Here is an 18,141-nt window from a genome sequence, read left to right as displayed (position 1 = left end):
TTTTACCCTTATCTGTGTTTCCACACTAGGAATTGTCTCGGTACCCAGTTTAGTTTCTTTCGTCCTGAAAGCGGAACCCTTCTTCTCCGCTATCCAGACGATGAGTGTAAACCGCAGGCGGTAGTTTAAGGCCAATGCTAAGGAAGCTGACGCGGTAGGCCAAGAGGCCAAACAGGCGAACTTGAAACCGTGCGCCTCCGTAATTCCCCTCAAAGGCAATCCCATGAAAAGCGTCTGGTTTGTCGGCCCAAAGGTATTCCACCATCTCTTCCGCCAATTCCTCATCCTGATCCAGTAGGACCGTACGAAGTGGACAGAAGGCTTGGTCATAAATCTTGCCGCCTATAAGAAGTGCCGCAAATTCATAGGCAGTCTTCAAAGGAACGAGCGGGCTTAGTGGGGGCTCGGAATATGTTGGGCTCGAGGGATGATCTTCCCATTTCTTTACATGCAAGCCTTCGACCAATTCTACACTCTGCCCAGCAGGGGCATTTCTCCAGCGCAATATCGCCTCTTCAACTTCCGATGGCGTGCCACCTCTTTTCTGTATGCGTGACCTGATCTGAGTCGGCGTGTCTTCTTCCGGAACCACGATAGAGCCGTCCTCCAAGCCAAACACACCTGCTTTGCCATCTTTTCGGACTTTCGACTTTGAGGATTGATCGTCAAATTGACTTTGGTACTCGGTGCCCCGCTCGAGTTGTTCCTTCAACTGGGTGAGGCCTGGCCCTAACTCTGATGCAGCTTTACGAAGTTCTGGCGCGAGGCGAGCCGTAGCTTCGAATGTAGAGCCAAATTGACTGTTGCACTCACGGCAAAGGAAGCGGGAGGTGAGAATGCCGCCGAGGCTGTCTGGTATCACATGCTCAAGGCTCAGTTCTTCTGAGCCTAGGCAGGCGATACACCTTGGGTCATTCCACTTAAGTTTCATTTCTCGTTATTCTAATTTGGATGTGCTTAGTCCAATTTGCACCGTAACTCTGGCTTCCTCAACGAGATAACAAATTCGGACGACAGTCAGGTCACTATCAGCGGTAATGGCGAACCTTGAATACCATTCATACGCGGAATATGTGGGGGTCTATATGGGGCTCAGGCCCGGTCACCTTTGAAAGGCCCTTCGTTTTTAGGCGTTTCATGTGGGATTTTGGTAGCGGAGGAGGGACTTGAACCCCCGACACGCGGATTATGATTCCGCTGCTCTAACCAACTGAGCTACTCCGCCTTGAGTGAGAGGCGATGTAAGCGAGGGGCCGGGGAGGGTCAAGAGGGAAATCACCCTAACCGGGGATTTCTTTCAAGGCTTCGGGCACCGCATTCTGCATGGACGTACGAGGGACTGTCGTTGTTTCTACAATCCTGCGGATAAACGCAGCGCATGTTTCCGGTTCTGTAATCAGAATCATATGACCCAGCCCGTCCAGTTCTTCGTAACTCAGGCCATATTTGGTCATCGGAGGGCCGTGAAACGCCGGAGACAGGAGCGCGTCCTGACGGCCATAGAGGATACCCCCCGGCACAGACAGCTCGGGATATCTGGCCACTTGTGCATCGCAGCTGGCATCCAACCCTATGACATCCTGCGAGGCGGTGACAAATGCCGAAGGGCGCAGCCCAAGCGCGCCACCTGCACGGTCCAGAAAGTCATCCGGTGGGGTTTCCGGCCCAAAGGCCACGCCCAGACTGTGCGGTGCTGTTTTTGAGGCCATGGGCACCGCGATCGTGTTGGCAATCAGGCTGCGCAGCCATTCTGTCCGGATCTCGAGCGGTTTGAAGATCACCGGCGTTTCGGGCAGCCTGTGCGTCAGCGGGGCCAACAAAGCCAGGCCGGACACCCGCTGGGGATGATCCAAAGCCAGTGCCAGTGACACCGCGCCTCCCAGCGAGTGTCCCACCAGTACGGCTTGATCCACGCCTTTGGTCTCCAGAAATTCGGCAATCATTGCGGCTTGTTGCGGTAAATGTGCCAGTTCTGCCTTGTCTCGTGTCGAATACCCGCATCCAGGCCGATCCAGCGCTATGACGTGATATTCCTCTGACAGTTGATCCACCAGCGCATACGTGAAGTGCTGTAACTGCCCGGCGAGGCCATGAATCATGACAATGGTTTGTGCGTTGGGATCGCCTTTTTCCACAAAGTGAATGCTGCCGCCCTGAACGGGCACAATCTGACCCAGCTGTGGCACGGTTTTCAGACCCTGACGCATTATCCGTCGGGTCCACAAAGCCATAGCCAGAAGAAAGGCGAGAAAGGCTGCGATCAGGCTTAAAACAATTGTCATTTAGCTGTCTCCGGTCCCGACGGGATTGTATTGCTCCAACCCCGACTGTGCCATGCGTTTTTGATATTCGCCAACGGTGCCCGGCCAAAGAGTTGTGTTTTTACCGTCAGCATCAATGTACCACGAGGTGCACCCCCCGGACTGCCAGACGCTGTCGGTGTGACGATCAACCATTTCCTGCGTAAAGCCCGCCTGTTTCGTTTCGTCAGGTGTGATTGCGGAAAACCCTTTGCGCTTCATCTCGCTTAGGAGCCGGCCGATGTGCTGGACCTGCGCCTCGATCATCAGCACGACCGAGTTGTGGCCCAAACCTGTATGCGGACCCAGCAAAACAAAGAAATTGGGAAATCCTGCGACCGATGTGCCCAGATGAGCGTTCATGCCGTTTGCCCATGCCTTGCGCAGTGTCAGTCCGTCAGAGCCCGTGATGTCCAGCCGCTCAACCACATTGGTCACGTGAAAGCCGGTGCCCCAGATCAGCACATCAGCCCGGACCTCAGTACCGTTCACTGCAATGATTTTATCCCCGTCGATACGGGCTACGCCCTGCGGGACAACGCTGACATTGTCGCGGGCGAGCGTCGGGTACCAGTCATTCGAGCTGAGAATGCGTTTGCAGCCGATCTGGTAGTCGGGTGTCAGAACGCGCCGTTCCTCTGGGTCGGTGATCGCGGTTTCCAGCGATTTTCGCCACATCTTCAGAGCAAAATTTATCGCCCGCTCTTCGCCCCGGAACACGCGGTGACGGAACTCAAAAAACATGAAAATCAGCTTGCGTCTGATACGTGGTAACAATGGAATGCGGGCGTATAGCTTGCGTACCCACGGCGCGATCGGGCCATCCGGACGCGGCATCACGTACGGCGCACTGCGCTGAAAGATGGTGACATGGCGTGCGAGTTTGGCGATCTCAGGCACGAATTGCACAGCCGACGCCCCGGTGCCGACAACTGCAATCTCTTTGTCTGTCAGATCCACTTGGTGGTCCCATTGGGCCGAGTGAAAACTGGAGCCGGGAAAACTTTCTGCGCCCGGAAGATTCGGAATACTCGGATGATGCAAGGCCCCAATTGCAGAGACCAGAAACCGGGCCGACCATAGATCCCCATCGGCGGTTTCAACGTGCCAGCGGCCGCCATCCCATCTGGCCGACTTCAGTTCACGCCCGAAATGGCACAGATCATAAAGCCCCTCTTGTCGCGCGACGTCTTTCAGGTAGGCCTGAATTTCGGAACCCCCGGCATAAGCACGGCTCCAGTGCGGGTTCGGATGGGTGGCCATGGAATAAAGGTGCGAGGGCACATCACAGGCCACGCCGGGATAGGTATTTTCGCGCCACGTGCCACCGATATCATCGGCCTTTTCCAGAATCGCAATATCGGAGAGGCCACGTTTGCGGGCCTCAAGCGCCATGGTCAGCCCTGAAAATCCGGCGCCGATGATCAGCATTTCCGTCATGTGGTGCATTTCTGCGCCCCTCCTGAAACAACCATACGGGTACGTGTTGCAGATGTATGCACCTGTTTGACAGTGAAGCAGGTTACTTAACGAAAGGTAACCAAAGGTTCACTTGCGCTGCGTGCGCACGATAATCCCGGGATGTGGCAGGTGTCGCTTCCTGCAAGCACATATCGCAATCAGAGAGGTGACGGCTCTGCGAATCCGCCAGTTTGTGTGAAAATTGGAGGATTGCCCTTTGACTACTCGCACAGCTGCACGGTCCGGTGGACGCTCTGCCCGCCGCGCCCAACGTACCGCTCCGAACTTTGCCATGCTGCCGGGCCTGACCCGAGGCATTCCCGTTTGCGAAGTCATGGACGGAAGTCAGGTCGAACGCATCGACAACGCCGCAATGGACATTCTGGAAAACGTCGGCGTTCAGTTCCGCGACCCTATCGCTCTGGAAGATTGGAAGAAAGCCGGTGCCAAGGTTGTCGGAGAGTTGGTCTATCTGGACCGCAACATGGTGCGCGAGCTGATCTCGACGATCCCGGCGCAGTTCACCTATCATGCGCGCGACCCGCAAAAGAACCTTGCGCTGGGTGGCAAGCATTCGATCTTTGTTCCGATGACCGGCGCGCCTTTCCTGCGCGATCTGGATGACGTGCGGCGGAACCCGACGCTGGATGATCTGGCGATGTTCCATAAGCTTTCGCACATGATGCCTGCGCTGCACAGCTCGGCTCACCATATTGTCGAGCCTTATGATCACCCGATCAGCCAGCGGCACCTGCGCATCACCTATTCGTCGATGAAATATTCGGACAAGACATTCATGGGCATGACCACCTCGCCCAAGAATGCCGAGGATGTGATGGATATGTGCGATATCCTGTTTGGTGAAGGCTTTATCGACGACCATCCTGTCACCACCGGCAACTGCAACGGCAACAGCCCTCTGGTGTGGGATGAAACCATGCTGGGCGCGATGCGTGCCTTTAGCCGACGCAACCAGCCGGTTTTGTGCTCGCCCTTCGTTTTGGGTGGTGCGAACACACCCGCGTCGGTGCCCGCGACCGTAGCGCAGCTGACAGCCGAGGCGTTGTCGGCGCTGGCCTACACACAGGTGATCCGCAAGGGTGCACCCGCGATCTGGGGGCACTACTTGTCGACCGTGTCGATGAAATCCGGTGCGCCCATGGCGGGCACACCTGAAATCAGCCTGATGAACTTCATGATCGGTCAGATGGCGCGGTATTACGACGTGCCGTGGCGCACTTCGAACACGCTGGGCGGGGCTAAGACGTTTGACGCGCAAGCGGGATACGAATCCGCCACAACGCTCAGCGCTGTTATCCACGCCGGAGCCAACTATATCTGGCATTCGGCAGGCTGGAATGAGGCGGGCATGCACTGTTCAGTCGCCAAGTTCGTGGTGGATGCGGAACAATGCGCAATGGCTTACCGCATGGCGGAAGGTCCGAAATGGCACGATTTCGATCAGGCGCTTGCGGCGGTTCCGGATGTAGGCCCTGGTGGTCACTACCTTGGCCATCCGCACACGCAGGACAATTTCCAGACGGCGTTCTTTATGCCTGAACTCTTTGACAACAACTCGATCGAACAATGGGTGGCTGAGGGCGAAGTGGAAATCACAGAACGCGCCTTGAAGCACGCACGAAAACTGCTGGCCGAGTACCAAGAGCCAAAACTGGACGAAGCCAAAAACGAGGCGCTTCTCGACTATATCGCGCGCCGCGAAAGGGAAATCCCTGCAGCGGATGAGTTGAACCAGACCTACTGATGCAATCTCCCCGTACTGGCCCGCCCGCAATCCGGGTGGGCCCTTTTTTCGTTCAGGACAAGCAGAGAAACATGAAGATCGCCGAACTCCATATCTACAGCCACGACCTGCCGGTTAAAAACGGACCCTACACTATGGCCAACGCACAGGTTTGGTCGCTGGATACCACACTGGTAAAAGTTGTTGCGGATAACGGTCTGGTGGGGTGGGGCGAGACCTGCCCGGTTGGCCCGACATATGCTGAGGCGCACGCAAAAGGGGCCCGTGCGGCTTTGCTCGAGATGGCCCCGGGCCTGATCGGCTCCGAAGCACTACCGCTGACCTTGCATCGCCAGATGGATGGGCTGCTAAACGGGCACGCTTATGCCAAAGCAGCTATCGATATCGCAGTTCATGATGTGTTGGGCAAACATCTGGGCGTTCCTGTCTGCGATCTGCTGGGTGGAGCAACCACAGACACTGTGCCGTCCTATTATGCCACTGGCGTTGGCGCGCCAGATGATATCGCCCGACTGGCGGCAGAGAAAATGGCCGAAGGCTACCCGCGATTGCAGATCAAGGTCGGGGGCCGCCCGGTCGAGATCGACATCGAAGCCATCCGCAAGGTCTGGGACGTTGTCAAAGGGTCGGGTACGCGTCTGGCGGTAGACGGCAATCGGGGCTGGACCACGCGCGACGCTTTGCGCGTCAGCCGCGAATGCCCTGAAATTCCGTTCATCATGGAACAGCCCTGCAACACCATGGAGGATTTGCAGAAGATCCGGCCTCAGGTCACGCACGGCATTTACATGGACGAAAACAGCACCAGTCTGAACACCGTGATCTCAGCAGCAGGGACCGGTCTGGTCGATGGGTTCGGGATGAAAGTCACTCGGATCGGCGGGTTGAACCCCATGCGCGCTTTTCGCGACATTTGCGAAGCCCGAAACCTTCCGCACACCTGCGATGACAGCTGGGGTGGGGATATCATCGCCGCGGCCTGCACTCATGTCGGTGCAACGGTTCGGCCCGATCTGCTGGAAGGCGTCTGGCTTGCCGCGCCTTATATCGAAGGCAACTATGATCCTGAAAATGGCATCCAGATCAAAGGCGGACATATTGCGTTACCAAACGGGCCGGGGCTGGGTGTGGTGCCTGATGAAGGTCAATTCGGCACCCCTGTTGCGTCGTTCTAACTGTGGATGATCTCATGAACCTGAATGGAAAATCGGCTTTGGTCACTGGTGCGGCTGGCGGCATCGGGGCGTCAATCGTTCACCGTTTGCGCGAAGTCGGGGCGCGGGTCGCGGTTGCGGACCGGTCGATCGATGGCATTGAGGCCGAGGCGTATATGCCCGGCGATCTGCTTGATCCAGACTATGCAGACCAATTGCCCACGGCCGCGGCGTCTGCGCTGGGCGGGCTCGATATCGTGATCAACAACGCAGGTGTCATCACGCGCGGGTCTGTCACTGACACGTCGGATGCGGATTGGTCGTTGTCACTGGGCGTCAATGTCGAAGCCCCGTTTCGTATCTGTCGCGCGGCGATCCCGATCATGGCTGAAACAGGAGGGGGCGCTATCGTTAACACCGCGTCTTGTTGGGGGCTGCGCCCCGGTCCCAATCACGCCGTTTATTGCATGACCAAAGCGGCCATTGCGTCCCTGACCCAATGTATGGGTATGGACCATGCCCATCAGGGTATCCGCGTCAACGCTGTATGCCCGAATGAGGTGAATACGCCTATGCTGCGCTCGGGTTTTGAAAGGCGCGGTTTTGATCCCGATACAGCCGTGGCCGAGCTGGGCCAAACCGTGCCGCTGGGCCGCATCGCCGAGCCCGAGGATATTGCAGACGTCATCATGTTCCTCGTCTCGGACGCGTCGCGTTATGTTTGCGGTACGCTGGTTGAGGTCAACGGAGGAAAGCCCGTTTCATGAAGCGGTTCGAGGGAAAAGTGGCGCTGGTTACAGGCGGGCGCAGTGGCATCGGTCAGGCCATTGCCCGTCGGTTGCGGGATGAGGGCGCACAGGTCTTTACCGCGCAACGAGGAGAAGACGGCGAGTTTCAAGGCATTGCAGCGGATTTCACCGACCCCAACAGCCCTGCACAGGTAGTCAGTGAAGTGGTCTTTGATGCTGGACGCCTGGATGTGCTGGTCAACAACGCGGGTATGATGCAGGAAGCCTTGGTCGAAGACATGAGCCTTGAGGATTGGCACCGCAATCTGACGGTCAACCTGACCGCTCCGTTCCTGATGATCAAAGCCGCGCTGCCACATCTGCGTCAAACCCGTGGCAGCATCGTCAACACCGGGTCTGTCGAAGGTTTGGGCAGCAATCCCGGTCACGCGGCTTATTGCGCGTCCAAAGCGGGTCTGCATGGTCTGACCCGCGCCGTTGCCGTGGATCACGGGGCTGAAGGTATCCGCTGCAATGCCGTGGCACCCGGATGGATCGATACCGATCTGAACGAGGATTTCATTGAATCCATGCCCGATCCCGCTGCATTTCGTCGTGACGTTGCCAAAATCCACCCTGTGGCCCGGACCGGGCAACCCGAAGAGGTTGCAGCGCTCGTCGCCTTTCTGGCGTCAGCAGATGCGGGTTTTATCACCGGGCAGGTTTACACGGTGGATGGCGGGCGTATGGCCAAGCTCAGCTTGCCCTGACGCCGACACATCATTCCTTGCCGGATCGCCATTCTTTCCAGAACAGGTAGCTGTTCGCCCCAAGCGAGGCGAATGGCTCGGGCGGTAATCTGGGAAGGTCCGGCTGCGCCAGAAAGTGATCCGCGATTTCTGACCCGCCCTGCATCACCAGTTCCGCGATACCCATGCCCTGCAGGGTCCCTCGGGCTATGCCAAGACCATTCTGACAGCAGGCCGAAAATACGCCGTTTTCAAGCTCCCCAAACGCTGCTGACCCATTTCGGCTAAGGCAGAGCATTCCGGCCCAGCGGTGCTCCATTTTGACGCCTGGCAGGTGCGGGAAACGTTCCTTGAACTTGCGGTCATGTACCCGGCCAGCACTGCGCATCCGCGTCGCGCTGGTTTCGATCGTTGGATGAAAGCTGGAACCGGTGCGGATCAGGATGCGATCGCCGTAGCTGCCGGAAATGCGCCGTACCGATGTGCCCATCGGATCGGCCGGTGTTACCGACCAGCGCGATTGACCGCCTAGCGTCTTGATCTGCGCCTCAGTCAACGGGGTCGAGATCGAGGCGTAAAGGCAGATATGCATCAATCGTCGTTGGTAGAAACCAAAGCTTTCAAGATGGCCGTTATTGGCCAGAATGATACTCCCGGTGCTGACCCTGGCTTTGGCGGTGTTGACCACCCAGCCCGCACCCTGCTTTTCGAAACTGGTGACGGGCGAGTTCTCGAACACGTCAATACGTTCAGCCAATTGGGTCGAAAGCGCTCGCACATAGGCCGCAGGTTGGATCATCACTGTACCCGGCGCGTAAAGCCCCGAGGTGTAGTGTGGGCTGCCCGTGATCTCTTGCATCTGCTGCTGGTCATAGAGCGTATGCGGCTCGCCCAGTTTCGTCAGGTGCTGAGCGAATTCGCGGTTATGCGCGTCGCCCGTCCTGGTGGCAGCGGCATTGTACTTACCGCAAGGGTCGAACATCTCTTGCGGCAGAGCACGTTCCGAGGCTACGTCGGTCGCAAAAGCTATGGCCTTGCGGTTCAACGCAATGGCAGCACGATCTGCCTCTAACGCATCGCCCGCATAGTTGTCCGAGGCCAGATCATGGGGCAGGTCGATCATGAAGCCCGAGTTCCGCCCCGCAGAGCCATCCGCAAATCGGCCCGCTTCCAGCAGAACGATCTTGAGTGACGGATCCAGTTGATGCAGACGCCGCGCGGTGCTGAGCCCGGCAAACCCACCGCCGACAATGGTGATGTCGGCGGTCAGGTCCTTGTCCAGCTCCGGCAAAGGTGTCTGAGGCGGCAGGATGGCATTCCATCCCGCCGGACCCGTCTGCCGGGGTAGTCTTTTAGCCTCGAACCGCGTCAATCCACGGCCTCGTCTGCGTCATCGGCCAGATCGATCCAGATGGTTTTCAACTGGGTGTACTGATCATGGGCGTGGACCGAATTGTCGCGACCGCCAAAGCCAGACTGCTTGTAGCCGCCAAATGGCGTGGTGATGTCGCCTTCGCCAAAGCTGTTGACCGTCACAGTGCCAGCCCGAATGGCCCGCGCACCGCGTATGGCACGCTTGGCGTTGGCCGTGAAGATCGAGGCACACAGGCCATAGTCCGTGTCATTGGCGATCTTGATGGCTTCGTCAAAGCCCGATACTTCGATCACTGACAAGACCGGGCCAAAGATCTCCTCTCGCGCCAGCGTGGCGTCATTGCCGGGTACTTCGACCACCGTAGCCTCGACAAAGCCTTTGTCGGCTTTACCGCCGATCACTACGCTCTCGGCCTGATCCAGATAACCGCAGACCTTGTTGTAATGCCCTTCGCTTACCAGCGCGCCCATGCGGGTTTCCGGGTCCAGCGGGTCGCCGATATTCCACTGTTTGGCATGATGCGCGATACGCTCCAGCAACTCGGCCTTCACATCCTTGTGCACGATCAGTCGGGAAGAGGCCGAGCAGTTCTCGCCCATGTTCCAGAACGCGCCGTTGACGACATGCGCGGCCACTCGGTCGAGGTTTTCAGCGTCATCCATGACGATGGCCGGGTTTTTACCGCCCATCTCCAGCACCACCTCTTTGGCGTTACTTTCGGCGGAATAGGTCAGGAACCGTTTGCCGGTCACGGTCGAGCCTGTGAAGGAGACCATGTCGATGTCCATATGCCGCCCGATGGGTTCACCGACCTCTGCGCCGCCGCCCGGAACGATGTTCAGAACGCCGCGCGGCAGGCCAGCCTCCATCGCCAGCTCGGCCATACGCAGGGCGGTCAGCGTGGTCTCAGCCGCTGGTTTCACTACGACCGAGCAACCTGCCGCTAGAGCAGGCCCGATTTTCCACGCCAGCATCAGTAGCGGGAAGTTCCAGGGCAGCACAAGGCCGACGACGCCAATCGGTTCGCGCACTACCATCGCGATGTGGTCGTCGCTGGCGGGCGAGACTTGATCGTAAATCTTGTCAATCGCCTCGGCGTGCCATTTCAGGCAGTGGATCGTCTCGGGCACATCCACGTTTTCACAATCAAAGATGGTCTTACCGCTGTCGGTGCTTTCCATCACCGCCAGTTCGCGCGCATTGCGGGTCATCAGTTTGCACAACCGGATCAGCACATCTTTGCGTTCGCTCGGATGAAGCTTGGACCAACGGCCATCGTCAAACGCCTCGCGCGCCTTTTCGACAGCAAAGTCCACATCCGCCGCGCCGCAAGACGCGATATCCGCCAGTTTGCCACCAGTGGCTGGGTTCACTGTCTCAAAGGTCTCACCCGAAATCGCAGGACGGAATGCACCGTCGATGAAAGCGCCTGTGGGCAGCGTCAAGCCTGCGGCGATGGATTTGTATTCGTCCTGTGTCAGCAGATCCATGTCTCTTACCCCTCAGCCACAATGTCAGCGATTGTCTTCTTGAGCACACGCGTCACCTGTTCCAACGCGCGTTTGTCGTCTTTGTTCAGACCCTTCAGCGGAGGCCGCATGGCGCCCGCATCGATCCCGTTCATAGTCACGCCATGCTTGATGGTCTGGATGAACTTTCCTCCCTGTTCCAACACCCGCATCAGCGGCATCATGGCCGACATGATCCGCCGACCTTTGGAGAAATTCCCCTCAATCACGCAGGCATTGTAAAGCGCCACATGCTCGGCAGGCAGGAAGTTCGACCCGCCACAGACCCAGAACGGTGCGCCCCAGGCGAAGAACTCTAGCGCCTGGTCGTCCATACCGCAGCCCAGCTGGATGTGAGGATAGTCCCGCGCCAACAGGTGCACCCTGTTAATATCGCCCGAGCTTTCCTTGATGCCGCAGAAGTTTCGGCTGCGGCCTACACGGTCAAGGAACTCCTCTCCCATCATCGTGCCGGTGCGGTGGGGATAGTTGTACAGCATCACGGGCAGATCGGCGGCCTTGTCGATGGCTAACGCGTTCAGCGCATTTTCCCGGTCGGTCGGCACCGAGTAGGGCGGGCTGGCCAGCAGGATCGCATCTGCGCCAATCTCACGTGCGCCCGATGCCAAAGCAATCGAGTCCGACGTTAGCATCGCGCCTGTGCCAACCACCAACGGCAGTCTGCCGTTCAGCTTCTCATGAGTGAATTTGGCCAGCTCCAGCCGTTCTTCCACGGTCTGGGCATAGTTTTCACCGGTCGATCCGCCGGAGATCAGACCATGCACGCCGTTCTCGATCAGGTATTCGATCACGTCGGACAGGGCGTCCCAGTTTACGCTGCTATTGTCGTGATAGGGCGTGACCACAGGGGTATAGATACCCTCAAACTTGAAAATCGGGTTCATTCCGTCCTCATGCAGGTTTCGAAAGGGGCGGGACGCCCATTGGGACATCCAGCGCGTCAGGCATCACGAACATTTCAATTTGATCGCGTGACAGGTTCCAGTGATCTTCGGCTAGCTTCGCAGCAGCGACTTCATCCCGCGCTTCGATGGCTGCGATGATCGCGTCGTGCTGTTGGCTGGCAAGAGACAGGTTTTCCGACATTTCACCGCTTTGCGGGCGGTAAAACGTCATGCCGATCCTTGCGTGATCGATCAGCAGTCGGTTGAACGACGGCAGAAGGTAGACATTTCCGGACATTTCGCCGGTCACATCGTGAAAACGGTTGTTGGCCAGTGCTCGGTCTTCGCCAGAGCCCTTGCGCAGCGCCGTTTTGAACGCTTGCTGTGCGTCTTTAAGGGCTTCGATTTGCGCAGGGCGAGCGTTCATCGCCGCCAGACGCAGGATTGCGCCGTACACCATTGGGGCAGCGAGGAAGAAATCACGCAGCGTGGTATACGACATCTCGGATACCCGTGCGCTGCGGTTTGTTCGCAGGTCAAGATAGCCTTCTCCGGCCAATTGCCTGAAGACCTCGCGCAGCGGTGTGCGTGACAGACCAAATTCGTCGGACAAATGCGCTTCGTCCAGATCTGTGCCTGGCTGCAGGCGCAGCGTCAGGATGGATGTTTTCAGATGCTCTTGTAACGCGGCTTTACGCGATTTGGCTTCGTCTTTCATTCCCTGAATCCGTTCTTTTTGCGCTGCGCTCGAATCGTGCGCGGTGGCTGTTATGTATTCTAACAAAATACAACTTGTATACAAAAAATTTTCGTGCAGCATGGGCGCCTGCAAAATAGACTCACATTTGGGCGCTGCCCCAATTTCAAAACGGTACAACTCATGCCAAAAACGCGGCACATCACATTTGTCTTGGTTGAAGAGTTCTCGCACCTCGCATTCTCATGCGCGGTCGAACCGCTGCGCATTGCAAACCTTGTAAGCGGGGAAGACCTTTATAGCTGGAACTTCGTGTCCGAGCAGGGCGAACAAGCGGTGTGTTCCAACGGGTCAGTCACATTGGTGCATTCCGGACTGGAAAAACTGACCAAATGTGATCAGCTTTTTGTTCTGTCGGGTATCCATATGCGCAAGCATGTCACGCGACCTTTGCTGGCTACCCTGCGACGCGAACGCGCCCGCGGCACACCGATCGGGGCCCTTTGCTCGGGTGCCTGGGTATTGGCCGAGGCCGGTTTTCTGGACGGTATGCAGGCCGCGATCCACTGGGAATACCATGACGCTTTCATGGAAGCGTTTCCCGAAGTTAATCTGGTCCGCAGCGTGTTTGTGGCTGACGAAAAGCACATTACCGCGTCCGGCGGTACTGCAACGGCAGACTTGATGCTTCACCTGATCGAGCGTGACCATGGCGAAGAGCTGGCAATCGATGTGGCCGATCAGATGGTTTACAATGCGGTGCGCAATGCAACGGCGAAACAGCGGGTATCGCTGCAATCACGCAATGGCATGCGTAACGCGCATCTCGCCAAGGCGATCAACATCATGCAGGACAGTATAGAAACCCCCGTCTCACCGTCTTTCATTGCCGAAGAGCTTGGAATTTCCACTCGGCAGCTTGAAAGGTTGTTCGGGAAGTATCTGAATACGTCACCCAAGAAGTATTTTATGGAGATGCGGTTGGAGCGGGCTCAGAAGCTGCTGCTGCAAACCGAGGCCTCGGTCACTGAGATCGCAATTGCCTGCGGGTTCGAAAACCCCGGCCATTTTTCGCGTGTGTACCGGTCCAGCTTTGGCGTCACACCGCACGCGCAGCGCAACAAGATCGACTGAGTACCGTTTACGTAAGAATTCTGCTGTCCGATACGGCAGGGGATGCCGCACTTACCCGGTCCAAAACGGACCAGAGCGGGCATCCCCCTAACCCTGCCGAGATACCCCCTCATTAAAACCGGACTAGTCAACAGATCGGCAGGATGATGCAGTAATAGATAGCGATATTGGCATAACTATTACCAGAACTTGTCATCGATGAGTTTCTTGTGCCCACATTCCTTAATCTTTGCCTTAATTTCGATCTTCGGATCTCTCATGAGAGGTCGTGAGCCTGCAGGAAAACACAGGTTTCACCGCGCTCAGCACCGTCAAATTTTTTGCTTTTTTAGGGAATGGTGCTGCTGGAGAGAATTGAACTCTCGACCTCTCCCTTACCAAGGGAGTGCTCTACCTCTGAGCTACAGCAGCGCTGTGGGCGGGTGATTAGACTCAAACGAAACGCGGCGCAAGGGTGTCTGGACGGTTTTTTTCGCCTCCTGTAGAGAAAGATCATGACAGATAAAAATTCACCCAAAAAACAAGGCAAATCCAGGGAACCGCGGGAAGAGCGTTTGAAGGCGGCGCTGAAGGCGAATATGGCGCGGCGCAAGGCGCAGGCCAAGGCGCGGGCGGCCTCGGGGGACAAAGCCGATAAGGACGAGGGATAAGAGCAGATGGATTCGATTCTTGTAACGGGCAACGGCCCGCTGAACGGGCAAATTCCGATCGCGGGGGCCAAGAACGCGTGCCTGACGCTGATGCCCGCAACTTTGCTGAGCGAAGAACCGCTGACGCTGACCAATGCGCCGCGACTGAGCGACATTAAAACCATGACCGCCTTGCTGCAATCGCTGGGGGCCGAGGTGTCGTCGCTGCAGGACGGGCAGGTGATCGCAATGTCGAGCCACAGCCTGACCAGTCAGACAGCTGACTATGACATCGTGCGCAAGATGCGCGCGTCGAACCTGGTGCTTGGCCCTTTGTTGGCGCGCTTTGGTCAGGCGGTTGTCTCGCTGCCCGGTGGGTGCGCGATTGGGGCGCGTCCTATGGACCTGCATGTCGAAGGGCTTGAGGCGTTGGGTGCAGAGATCGAACTGAAAGACGGGTATCTGCACGCCAAGGCACCGGGCGGGTTGAAAGGCGCGGTGCATGAGATGCGCTTTGCCTCGGTTGGGGCAACTGAAAACATTGTCATGGCTGCGACGCTGGCCAAGGGAACCACTGTTCTGAAGAATGCCGCGCGCGAGCCTGAGATCGTCGATCTGGTCGAATGTCTGCGCAAGATGGGGGCCCAGATTTCAGGCGAGGGGACCTCGACCATTGAAATCCAGGGTGTCGACCGGTTGCATGGTGCCACGCATCAGGTCGTTACGGACCGGATCGAACTGGGTACCTATATGCTGGCGCCGGCGATTTGCGGCGGTGAGGTTGAGTTGCTGGGCGGGCGTATGTCTCTGGTCGAATCCTTTGCCGAGAAGCTGGACGCAGCAGGAGTCAGCGTCGCGGAAACCGAAAAGGGACTGAAAGTGGCGCGCAAGAATGGTCGCGTTCAGGCCGTGGATGTGGTGACAGAGCCGTTTCCGGGCTTCCCGACGGACCTTCAGGCGCAGATGATGGCGCTGATGTGCACTGCCGAAGGAACCTCGGTGCTGGAAGAACGCATTTTCGAAAACCGATTCATGCACGCACCCGAACTGGTGCGCATGGGCGCGAATATCGAGGTGCATGGCGGTACGGCCACTGTCACGGGTGTTGAAAGCCTGAAGGGTGCGCCTGTGATGGCAACGGACCTGCGCGCCTCGGTCTCGCTGATTCTGGCGGGGCTGGCGGCGGAAGGTGAAACAACGGTCAGCCGGGTCTATCATCTGGACCGCGGATATGAGCATGTGGTGCGCAAGCTGGAAGGCGTGGGTGCAAAAATCGAACGGATCAAGGGCCAATGACAGACGCAAGTTTTGAAGACGGGCGCGAGGCCCCATTAAATCTTGGTGCCGAGGACGGCGACGACCTTCAGGTCATCTCAACCCTGGCGCAGGATGCGGTTTTTCCGGTGACCGAGATGAAATGGCAGCCGTCGCAGCGCCGTTTTGGCCTGTTGTTGAACCGCTTTCGCTGGGAAGACAAAGATGCGGCCACACGCCGTGATCGCCCGTTCGAGCGGGTGCAATCCGTGCTGGTCTTTGATTCGGTCCTTTCCGTGGCCAGCCAGGGCGTTGATCGAAGTGACACAGATATGATTATGTCCCTTCTCTCGGTCGATTTCGAAGCGGGTGAGGATGGCGCTGGTCAAATCTTGCTGACATTGGCGGGCGACGGTGTGATCCGTCTTAAGGTCGAAGCCGTCGACGTGACCCTCAAGGATGTAACCCGCCCGTATCAGGCTCCGTCGGGTCAGGCCCCGCATCACCCCGAATAGATGCAGAACAAGCGCGGTATCTCTCAGGCGTTTTCCAAACCGTCAGGAGGCGTCGCGCTGCGTCCGGCCACCGTGTTCGACGTGTTCGACATCAGCCAGGTGCTGATCCGGTCGATCACGCAGCTTTGTGTGGCCGACCACAATAACGATCCAGACCATCTGAAAAAATGGACAGCAAACAAGGATCCGGAAACCATCCGGGGTTGGTTCCAATCAGGGTCGCAGATCTGGGTGGCCGAGCATGAAGGGCAGGTGGTTGCCGTCGGTGGTTTGTTCGAGACCGGGAAGATCACCTTGCTCTACGTTGATCCGGGTCATGTGGGTAGCGGGGTTGGGGCCGCTCTGCTCAATCGGTTGGAACATCAACTGGCTGCGTGCGGTTGCACCGAAGCGCATCTTGATGCGACCCGGACGGCACGGGAGTTTTATCTACGCCATGGGTGGGAAGATACCGGGCGGTGCAGTGACCGCCAGGATTTGTCCTGCTTGGCGATGCGCAAATCGCTGCACCCCGGCGACTGAGGGTTGAGGCTGCGCCCAGCGGGCGATATGTCCCATGGCGCAACGCCCGGAGTGCCTGATCATGCCCGTTTTCCTCGACACCACATCGCCCGATTTTGAGGGTGCCTTCCAAACGCTGCTGTCAGCAAAGCGCGAAGACAGCCCTGATGTGGACGCAGTCGTGGCTCAGATCATCGATGATGTTCGCAGCCGTGGTGACGCGGCGGTCATCGAGTTGACTGCTAAATTTGACCGGCTAGAGCTGACACCTGAAACACTAGCATTCAGCGCGAAAGAAATCTCAGACGCGGTGGCTGAGGTCGGGGCGGAAGATCGTACGGCGCTGGAACTTGCCGCATCCCGCATCCGATCTTATCACGAAAAACAGATGCCCACCGATCACAGCTGGACGGATGAAGCCGGGGCGACGTTGGGCTGGCGCTGGTCCGCGGTTTCTGCCGCAGGACTTTATGTGCCGGGTGGATTGGCCTCCTATCCGTCGTCGGTGTTGATGAACGCCATTCCGGCTAAAGTGGCGGGCGTGGAGCGGCTGGCCATTGTGGTGCCTACGCCGGATGGACAAGTGAACCCGCTGGTGCTGCTGGCCGCGCAATTGGCGGGCGTGGACGAGATCTATCGCATCGGCGGAGCGCAGGCTGTGGCCGCACTGGCCTATGGCACCGACACTATCGCGCCGGTCGACAAGATCACCGGCCCGGGCAATGCCTTTGTTGCAGCTGCCAAACGCCGTGTCTTTGGAAAGGTCGGCATCGATATGATCGCGGGCCCGTCGGAGATTTTGGTGATTGCCGACAAGGATAACGACCCCGACTGGATCGCGCTGGATTTGCTCAGCCAGGCCGAACATGACGAAAGCGCGCAATCCATTCTGATCACCGATGATGCTACGTTTGGTCAACGCGTAGCCGAAGCAGTCGAAAAACGCCTTGAAACTCTGCAACGTCGCGCCATCGCTGGGGCAAGTTGGCATGACTTTGGCGCAATCATCACCGTGCGCGATCTGGACGAAGCGGCGACCCTTTCGAACCGTATTGCGCCTGAACATCTGGAACTGTGCGTCGCAGATCCGGTGGCGTTGAGCGAAAAAACCATCCACGCCGGGGCGATCTTTCTGGGTCAATACACGCCCGAAGCCATCGGCGACTATGTCGGCGGCCCAAATCACGTGCTGCCGACTGCCCGGTCTGCTCGGTTCTCATCGGGTCTCAGCGTGATGGACTTCCTCAAACGCACGACGCTTAGCCAGATGACCCCCGAAGCGCTGCGCGCCATCGGACCGGCCGCCGAACAACTGGCCCAATCGGAAAGCCTTGAGGCGCATGGCTTGTCGGTTACGGCCCGTCTGAACCGCCTGAATGGTTGAATTGACGCAAAGACCGGGCCCATATGGCGTTTCTGTGCGTTGCTACGCGAATTTCGTTGTTATAGGTCTGTGCTGACACAAG

At 57.8% G+C, this 18,141-nt stretch carries 17 protein-coding genes and 2 tRNA genes; 10 read left to right on the top strand and 9 right to left on the bottom strand.

Annotated features, from left to right (window positions below):
* Positions 1-49 precede the first annotated feature (49 nt).
* The 4 genes from GOV90_RS19830 to GOV90_RS19815 form a co-directional block, all read right to left on the bottom strand.
* Positions 50-931, bottom strand: a complete 882-nt coding sequence (locus GOV90_RS19830; protein WP_171091372.1) for an HNH endonuclease — start codon at positions 929-931, stop codon at positions 50-52.
* A 217-nt stretch (positions 932-1,148) separates the two neighbouring features.
* Positions 1,149-1,225: transfer RNA gene (locus GOV90_RS19825), tRNA-Met, on the bottom strand.
* Between the two features lie 55 nt (positions 1,226-1,280).
* The gene (locus tag GOV90_RS19820) at positions 1,281-2,282 is read right to left on the bottom strand and encodes an alpha/beta fold hydrolase (protein WP_171091368.1); all 1,002 of its coding nucleotides are present in this window, start codon (positions 2,280-2,282) and stop codon (positions 1,281-1,283) included.
* Positions 2,283-3,749 (bottom strand): NAD(P)/FAD-dependent oxidoreductase, encoded by a 1,467-nt coding sequence (locus GOV90_RS19815; protein ID WP_171172885.1) that lies wholly within the window; start codon positions 3,747-3,749, stop codon positions 2,283-2,285. It lies immediately after the preceding gene.
* 229 nt (positions 3,750-3,978) lie between these two features.
* On the opposite strand from GOV90_RS19815, the gene GOV90_RS19810 reads away from it, so the two are divergent.
* The 4 genes from GOV90_RS19810 (at position 3,979) to GOV90_RS19795 (ending at position 8,178) form a co-directional block, all read left to right on the top strand.
* A complete protein-coding gene (locus GOV90_RS19810; RefSeq protein WP_171091364.1) occupies positions 3,979-5,526 on the top strand; it encodes a trimethylamine methyltransferase family protein in 1,548 nt (515 codons plus the stop codon).
* A gap of 71 nt (positions 5,527-5,597) precedes the next feature.
* The gene (locus tag GOV90_RS19805) at positions 5,598-6,701 is read left to right on the top strand and encodes a mandelate racemase/muconate lactonizing enzyme family protein (protein WP_171091363.1); all 1,104 of its coding nucleotides are present in this window, start codon (positions 5,598-5,600) and stop codon (positions 6,699-6,701) included.
* Between the two features lie 14 nt (positions 6,702-6,715).
* Positions 6,716-7,447 carry an SDR family NAD(P)-dependent oxidoreductase gene (locus GOV90_RS19800; protein WP_171091361.1) on the top strand — a complete coding sequence of 244 codons (732 nt, stop codon included), beginning with the start codon at positions 6,716-6,718 and terminating at the stop codon, positions 7,445-7,447.
* On the top strand, positions 7,444-8,178 hold the full coding sequence (locus GOV90_RS19795; protein WP_171091359.1) for an SDR family NAD(P)-dependent oxidoreductase: 735 nt from the start codon (positions 7,444-7,446) through the stop codon (positions 8,176-8,178). The genes GOV90_RS19800 and GOV90_RS19795 overlap by 4 nt, the downstream gene beginning before the upstream one ends.
* Before the next feature lie 10 nt (positions 8,179-8,188).
* Here GOV90_RS19795 and GOV90_RS19790 read toward each other — a convergent pair whose 3' ends face one another.
* Genes GOV90_RS19790 through GOV90_RS19775 form a run of 4 tightly spaced genes read right to left on the bottom strand, consistent with a single transcriptional unit; the run spans position 8,189 to position 12,663 of the window.
* On the bottom strand, positions 8,189-9,529 hold the full coding sequence (locus GOV90_RS19790) for an FAD-binding oxidoreductase (protein ID WP_171091357.1): 1,341 nt from the start codon (positions 9,527-9,529) through the stop codon (positions 8,189-8,191).
* Positions 9,526-11,022, bottom strand: a complete 1,497-nt coding sequence (locus GOV90_RS19785) for an aldehyde dehydrogenase (protein ID WP_171091356.1) — start codon at positions 11,020-11,022, stop codon at positions 9,526-9,528. Before GOV90_RS19785 ends, GOV90_RS19790 begins: the two co-directional genes overlap by 4 nt.
* A gap of 5 nt (positions 11,023-11,027) precedes the next feature.
* Positions 11,028-11,945 carry a dihydrodipicolinate synthase family protein gene (locus tag GOV90_RS19780; RefSeq protein ID WP_171091354.1) on the bottom strand — a complete coding sequence of 306 codons (918 nt, stop codon included), beginning with the start codon at positions 11,943-11,945 and terminating at the stop codon, positions 11,028-11,030.
* A 7-nt stretch (positions 11,946-11,952) separates the two neighbouring features.
* Positions 11,953-12,663 carry a GntR family transcriptional regulator gene (locus GOV90_RS19775; protein ID WP_171091352.1) on the bottom strand — a complete coding sequence of 237 codons (711 nt, stop codon included), beginning with the start codon at positions 12,661-12,663 and terminating at the stop codon, positions 11,953-11,955.
* A 162-nt stretch (positions 12,664-12,825) separates the two neighbouring features.
* Between GOV90_RS19775 and GOV90_RS19770 the strand changes: the two genes are divergently transcribed.
* On the top strand, positions 12,826-13,776 hold the full coding sequence (locus GOV90_RS19770; RefSeq protein WP_171105570.1) for a GlxA family transcriptional regulator: 951 nt from the start codon (positions 12,826-12,828) through the stop codon (positions 13,774-13,776).
* Positions 13,777-14,112: 336 nt separating this feature from the next.
* On the opposite strand, the gene GOV90_RS19765 is transcribed toward GOV90_RS19770, so the two are convergent.
* Positions 14,113-14,187, bottom strand: a tRNA-Thr gene (locus GOV90_RS19765).
* A gap of 83 nt (positions 14,188-14,270) precedes the next feature.
* On the opposite strand from GOV90_RS19765, the gene GOV90_RS19760 reads away from it, so the two are divergent.
* The 5 genes from GOV90_RS19760 to hisD all read left to right on the top strand — a co-directional run bounded on the left by GOV90_RS19760 (position 14,271) and on the right by hisD (position 18,059).
* On the top strand, positions 14,271-14,426 hold the full coding sequence (locus GOV90_RS19760) for a hypothetical protein (protein ID WP_171091326.1): 156 nt from the start codon (positions 14,271-14,273) through the stop codon (positions 14,424-14,426).
* Positions 14,427-14,432: 6 nt separating this feature from the next.
* Positions 14,433-15,701 carry a UDP-N-acetylglucosamine 1-carboxyvinyltransferase gene (gene murA / locus GOV90_RS19755; RefSeq protein ID WP_171091324.1) on the top strand — a complete coding sequence of 423 codons (1,269 nt, stop codon included), beginning with the start codon at positions 14,433-14,435 and terminating at the stop codon, positions 15,699-15,701.
* Entirely contained in the window at positions 15,698-16,174 is a 477-nt protein-coding gene (locus GOV90_RS19750; RefSeq protein WP_171091321.1) for a DUF2948 family protein, read from the top strand. Before murA ends, GOV90_RS19750 begins: the two co-directional genes overlap by 4 nt.
* Positions 16,175-16,696 carry a GNAT family N-acetyltransferase gene (locus GOV90_RS19745; protein WP_171091319.1) on the top strand — a complete coding sequence of 174 codons (522 nt, stop codon included), beginning with the start codon at positions 16,175-16,177 and terminating at the stop codon, positions 16,694-16,696.
* A gap of 61 nt (positions 16,697-16,757) precedes the next feature.
* Positions 16,758-18,059, top strand: coding sequence for a histidinol dehydrogenase (gene hisD / locus GOV90_RS19740; RefSeq protein ID WP_171091317.1), 1,302 nt, complete (start codon positions 16,758-16,760; stop codon positions 18,057-18,059).
* Positions 18,060-18,141: the final 82 nt, after the last annotated feature.

The sequence above is a fragment of the Ruegeria sp. HKCCA5929 genome (assembly GCF_013034525.1).
In the GTDB taxonomy this organism is placed as follows: Bacteria; Pseudomonadota; Alphaproteobacteria; order Rhodobacterales; family Rhodobacteraceae; genus Ruegeria.
This window is presented reverse-complemented; position numbering and strand designations above follow the sequence as displayed.

Excerpts from the sequence above, each read along its gene's own strand:
- GOV90_RS19830 (WP_171091372.1), bottom strand. The coding sequence starts at position 931 with ATGAAACTTAAGTGGAATGACCCAAGGTGTATCGCCTGCCTAGGCTCA.
- GOV90_RS19820 (WP_171091368.1), bottom strand. The coding sequence starts at position 2,282 with ATGACAATTGTTTTAAGCCTGATCGCAGCCTTTCTCGCCTTTCTTCTG.
- GOV90_RS19815 (WP_171172885.1), bottom strand. The coding sequence starts at position 3,749 with ATGCACCACATGACGGAAATGCTGATCATCGGCGCCGGATTTTCAGGG.
- GOV90_RS19805 (WP_171091363.1), top strand. The coding sequence starts at position 5,598 with ATGAAGATCGCCGAACTCCATATCTACAGCCACGACCTGCCGGTTAAA.
- GOV90_RS19800 (WP_171091361.1), top strand. The coding sequence starts at position 6,716 with ATGAACCTGAATGGAAAATCGGCTTTGGTCACTGGTGCGGCTGGCGGC.
- GOV90_RS19795 (WP_171091359.1), top strand. The coding sequence starts at position 7,444 with ATGAAGCGGTTCGAGGGAAAAGTGGCGCTGGTTACAGGCGGGCGCAGT.
- GOV90_RS19785 (WP_171091356.1), bottom strand. The coding sequence starts at position 11,022 with ATGGATCTGCTGACACAGGACGAATACAAATCCATCGCCGCAGGCTTG.
- GOV90_RS19780 (WP_171091354.1), bottom strand. The coding sequence starts at position 11,945 with ATGAACCCGATTTTCAAGTTTGAGGGTATCTATACCCCTGTGGTCACG.
- GOV90_RS19775 (WP_171091352.1), bottom strand. The coding sequence starts at position 12,663 with ATGAAAGACGAAGCCAAATCGCGTAAAGCCGCGTTACAAGAGCATCTG.
- GOV90_RS19770 (WP_171105570.1), top strand. The coding sequence starts at position 12,826 with ATGCCAAAAACGCGGCACATCACATTTGTCTTGGTTGAAGAGTTCTCG.
- GOV90_RS19760 (WP_171091326.1), top strand. The coding sequence starts at position 14,271 with ATGACAGATAAAAATTCACCCAAAAAACAAGGCAAATCCAGGGAACCG.
- murA (WP_171091324.1), top strand. The coding sequence starts at position 14,433 with ATGGATTCGATTCTTGTAACGGGCAACGGCCCGCTGAACGGGCAAATT.
- GOV90_RS19750 (WP_171091321.1), top strand. The coding sequence starts at position 15,698 with ATGACAGACGCAAGTTTTGAAGACGGGCGCGAGGCCCCATTAAATCTT.
- GOV90_RS19745 (WP_171091319.1), top strand. The coding sequence starts at position 16,175 with ATGCAGAACAAGCGCGGTATCTCTCAGGCGTTTTCCAAACCGTCAGGA.
- hisD (WP_171091317.1), top strand. The coding sequence starts at position 16,758 with ATGCCCGTTTTCCTCGACACCACATCGCCCGATTTTGAGGGTGCCTTC.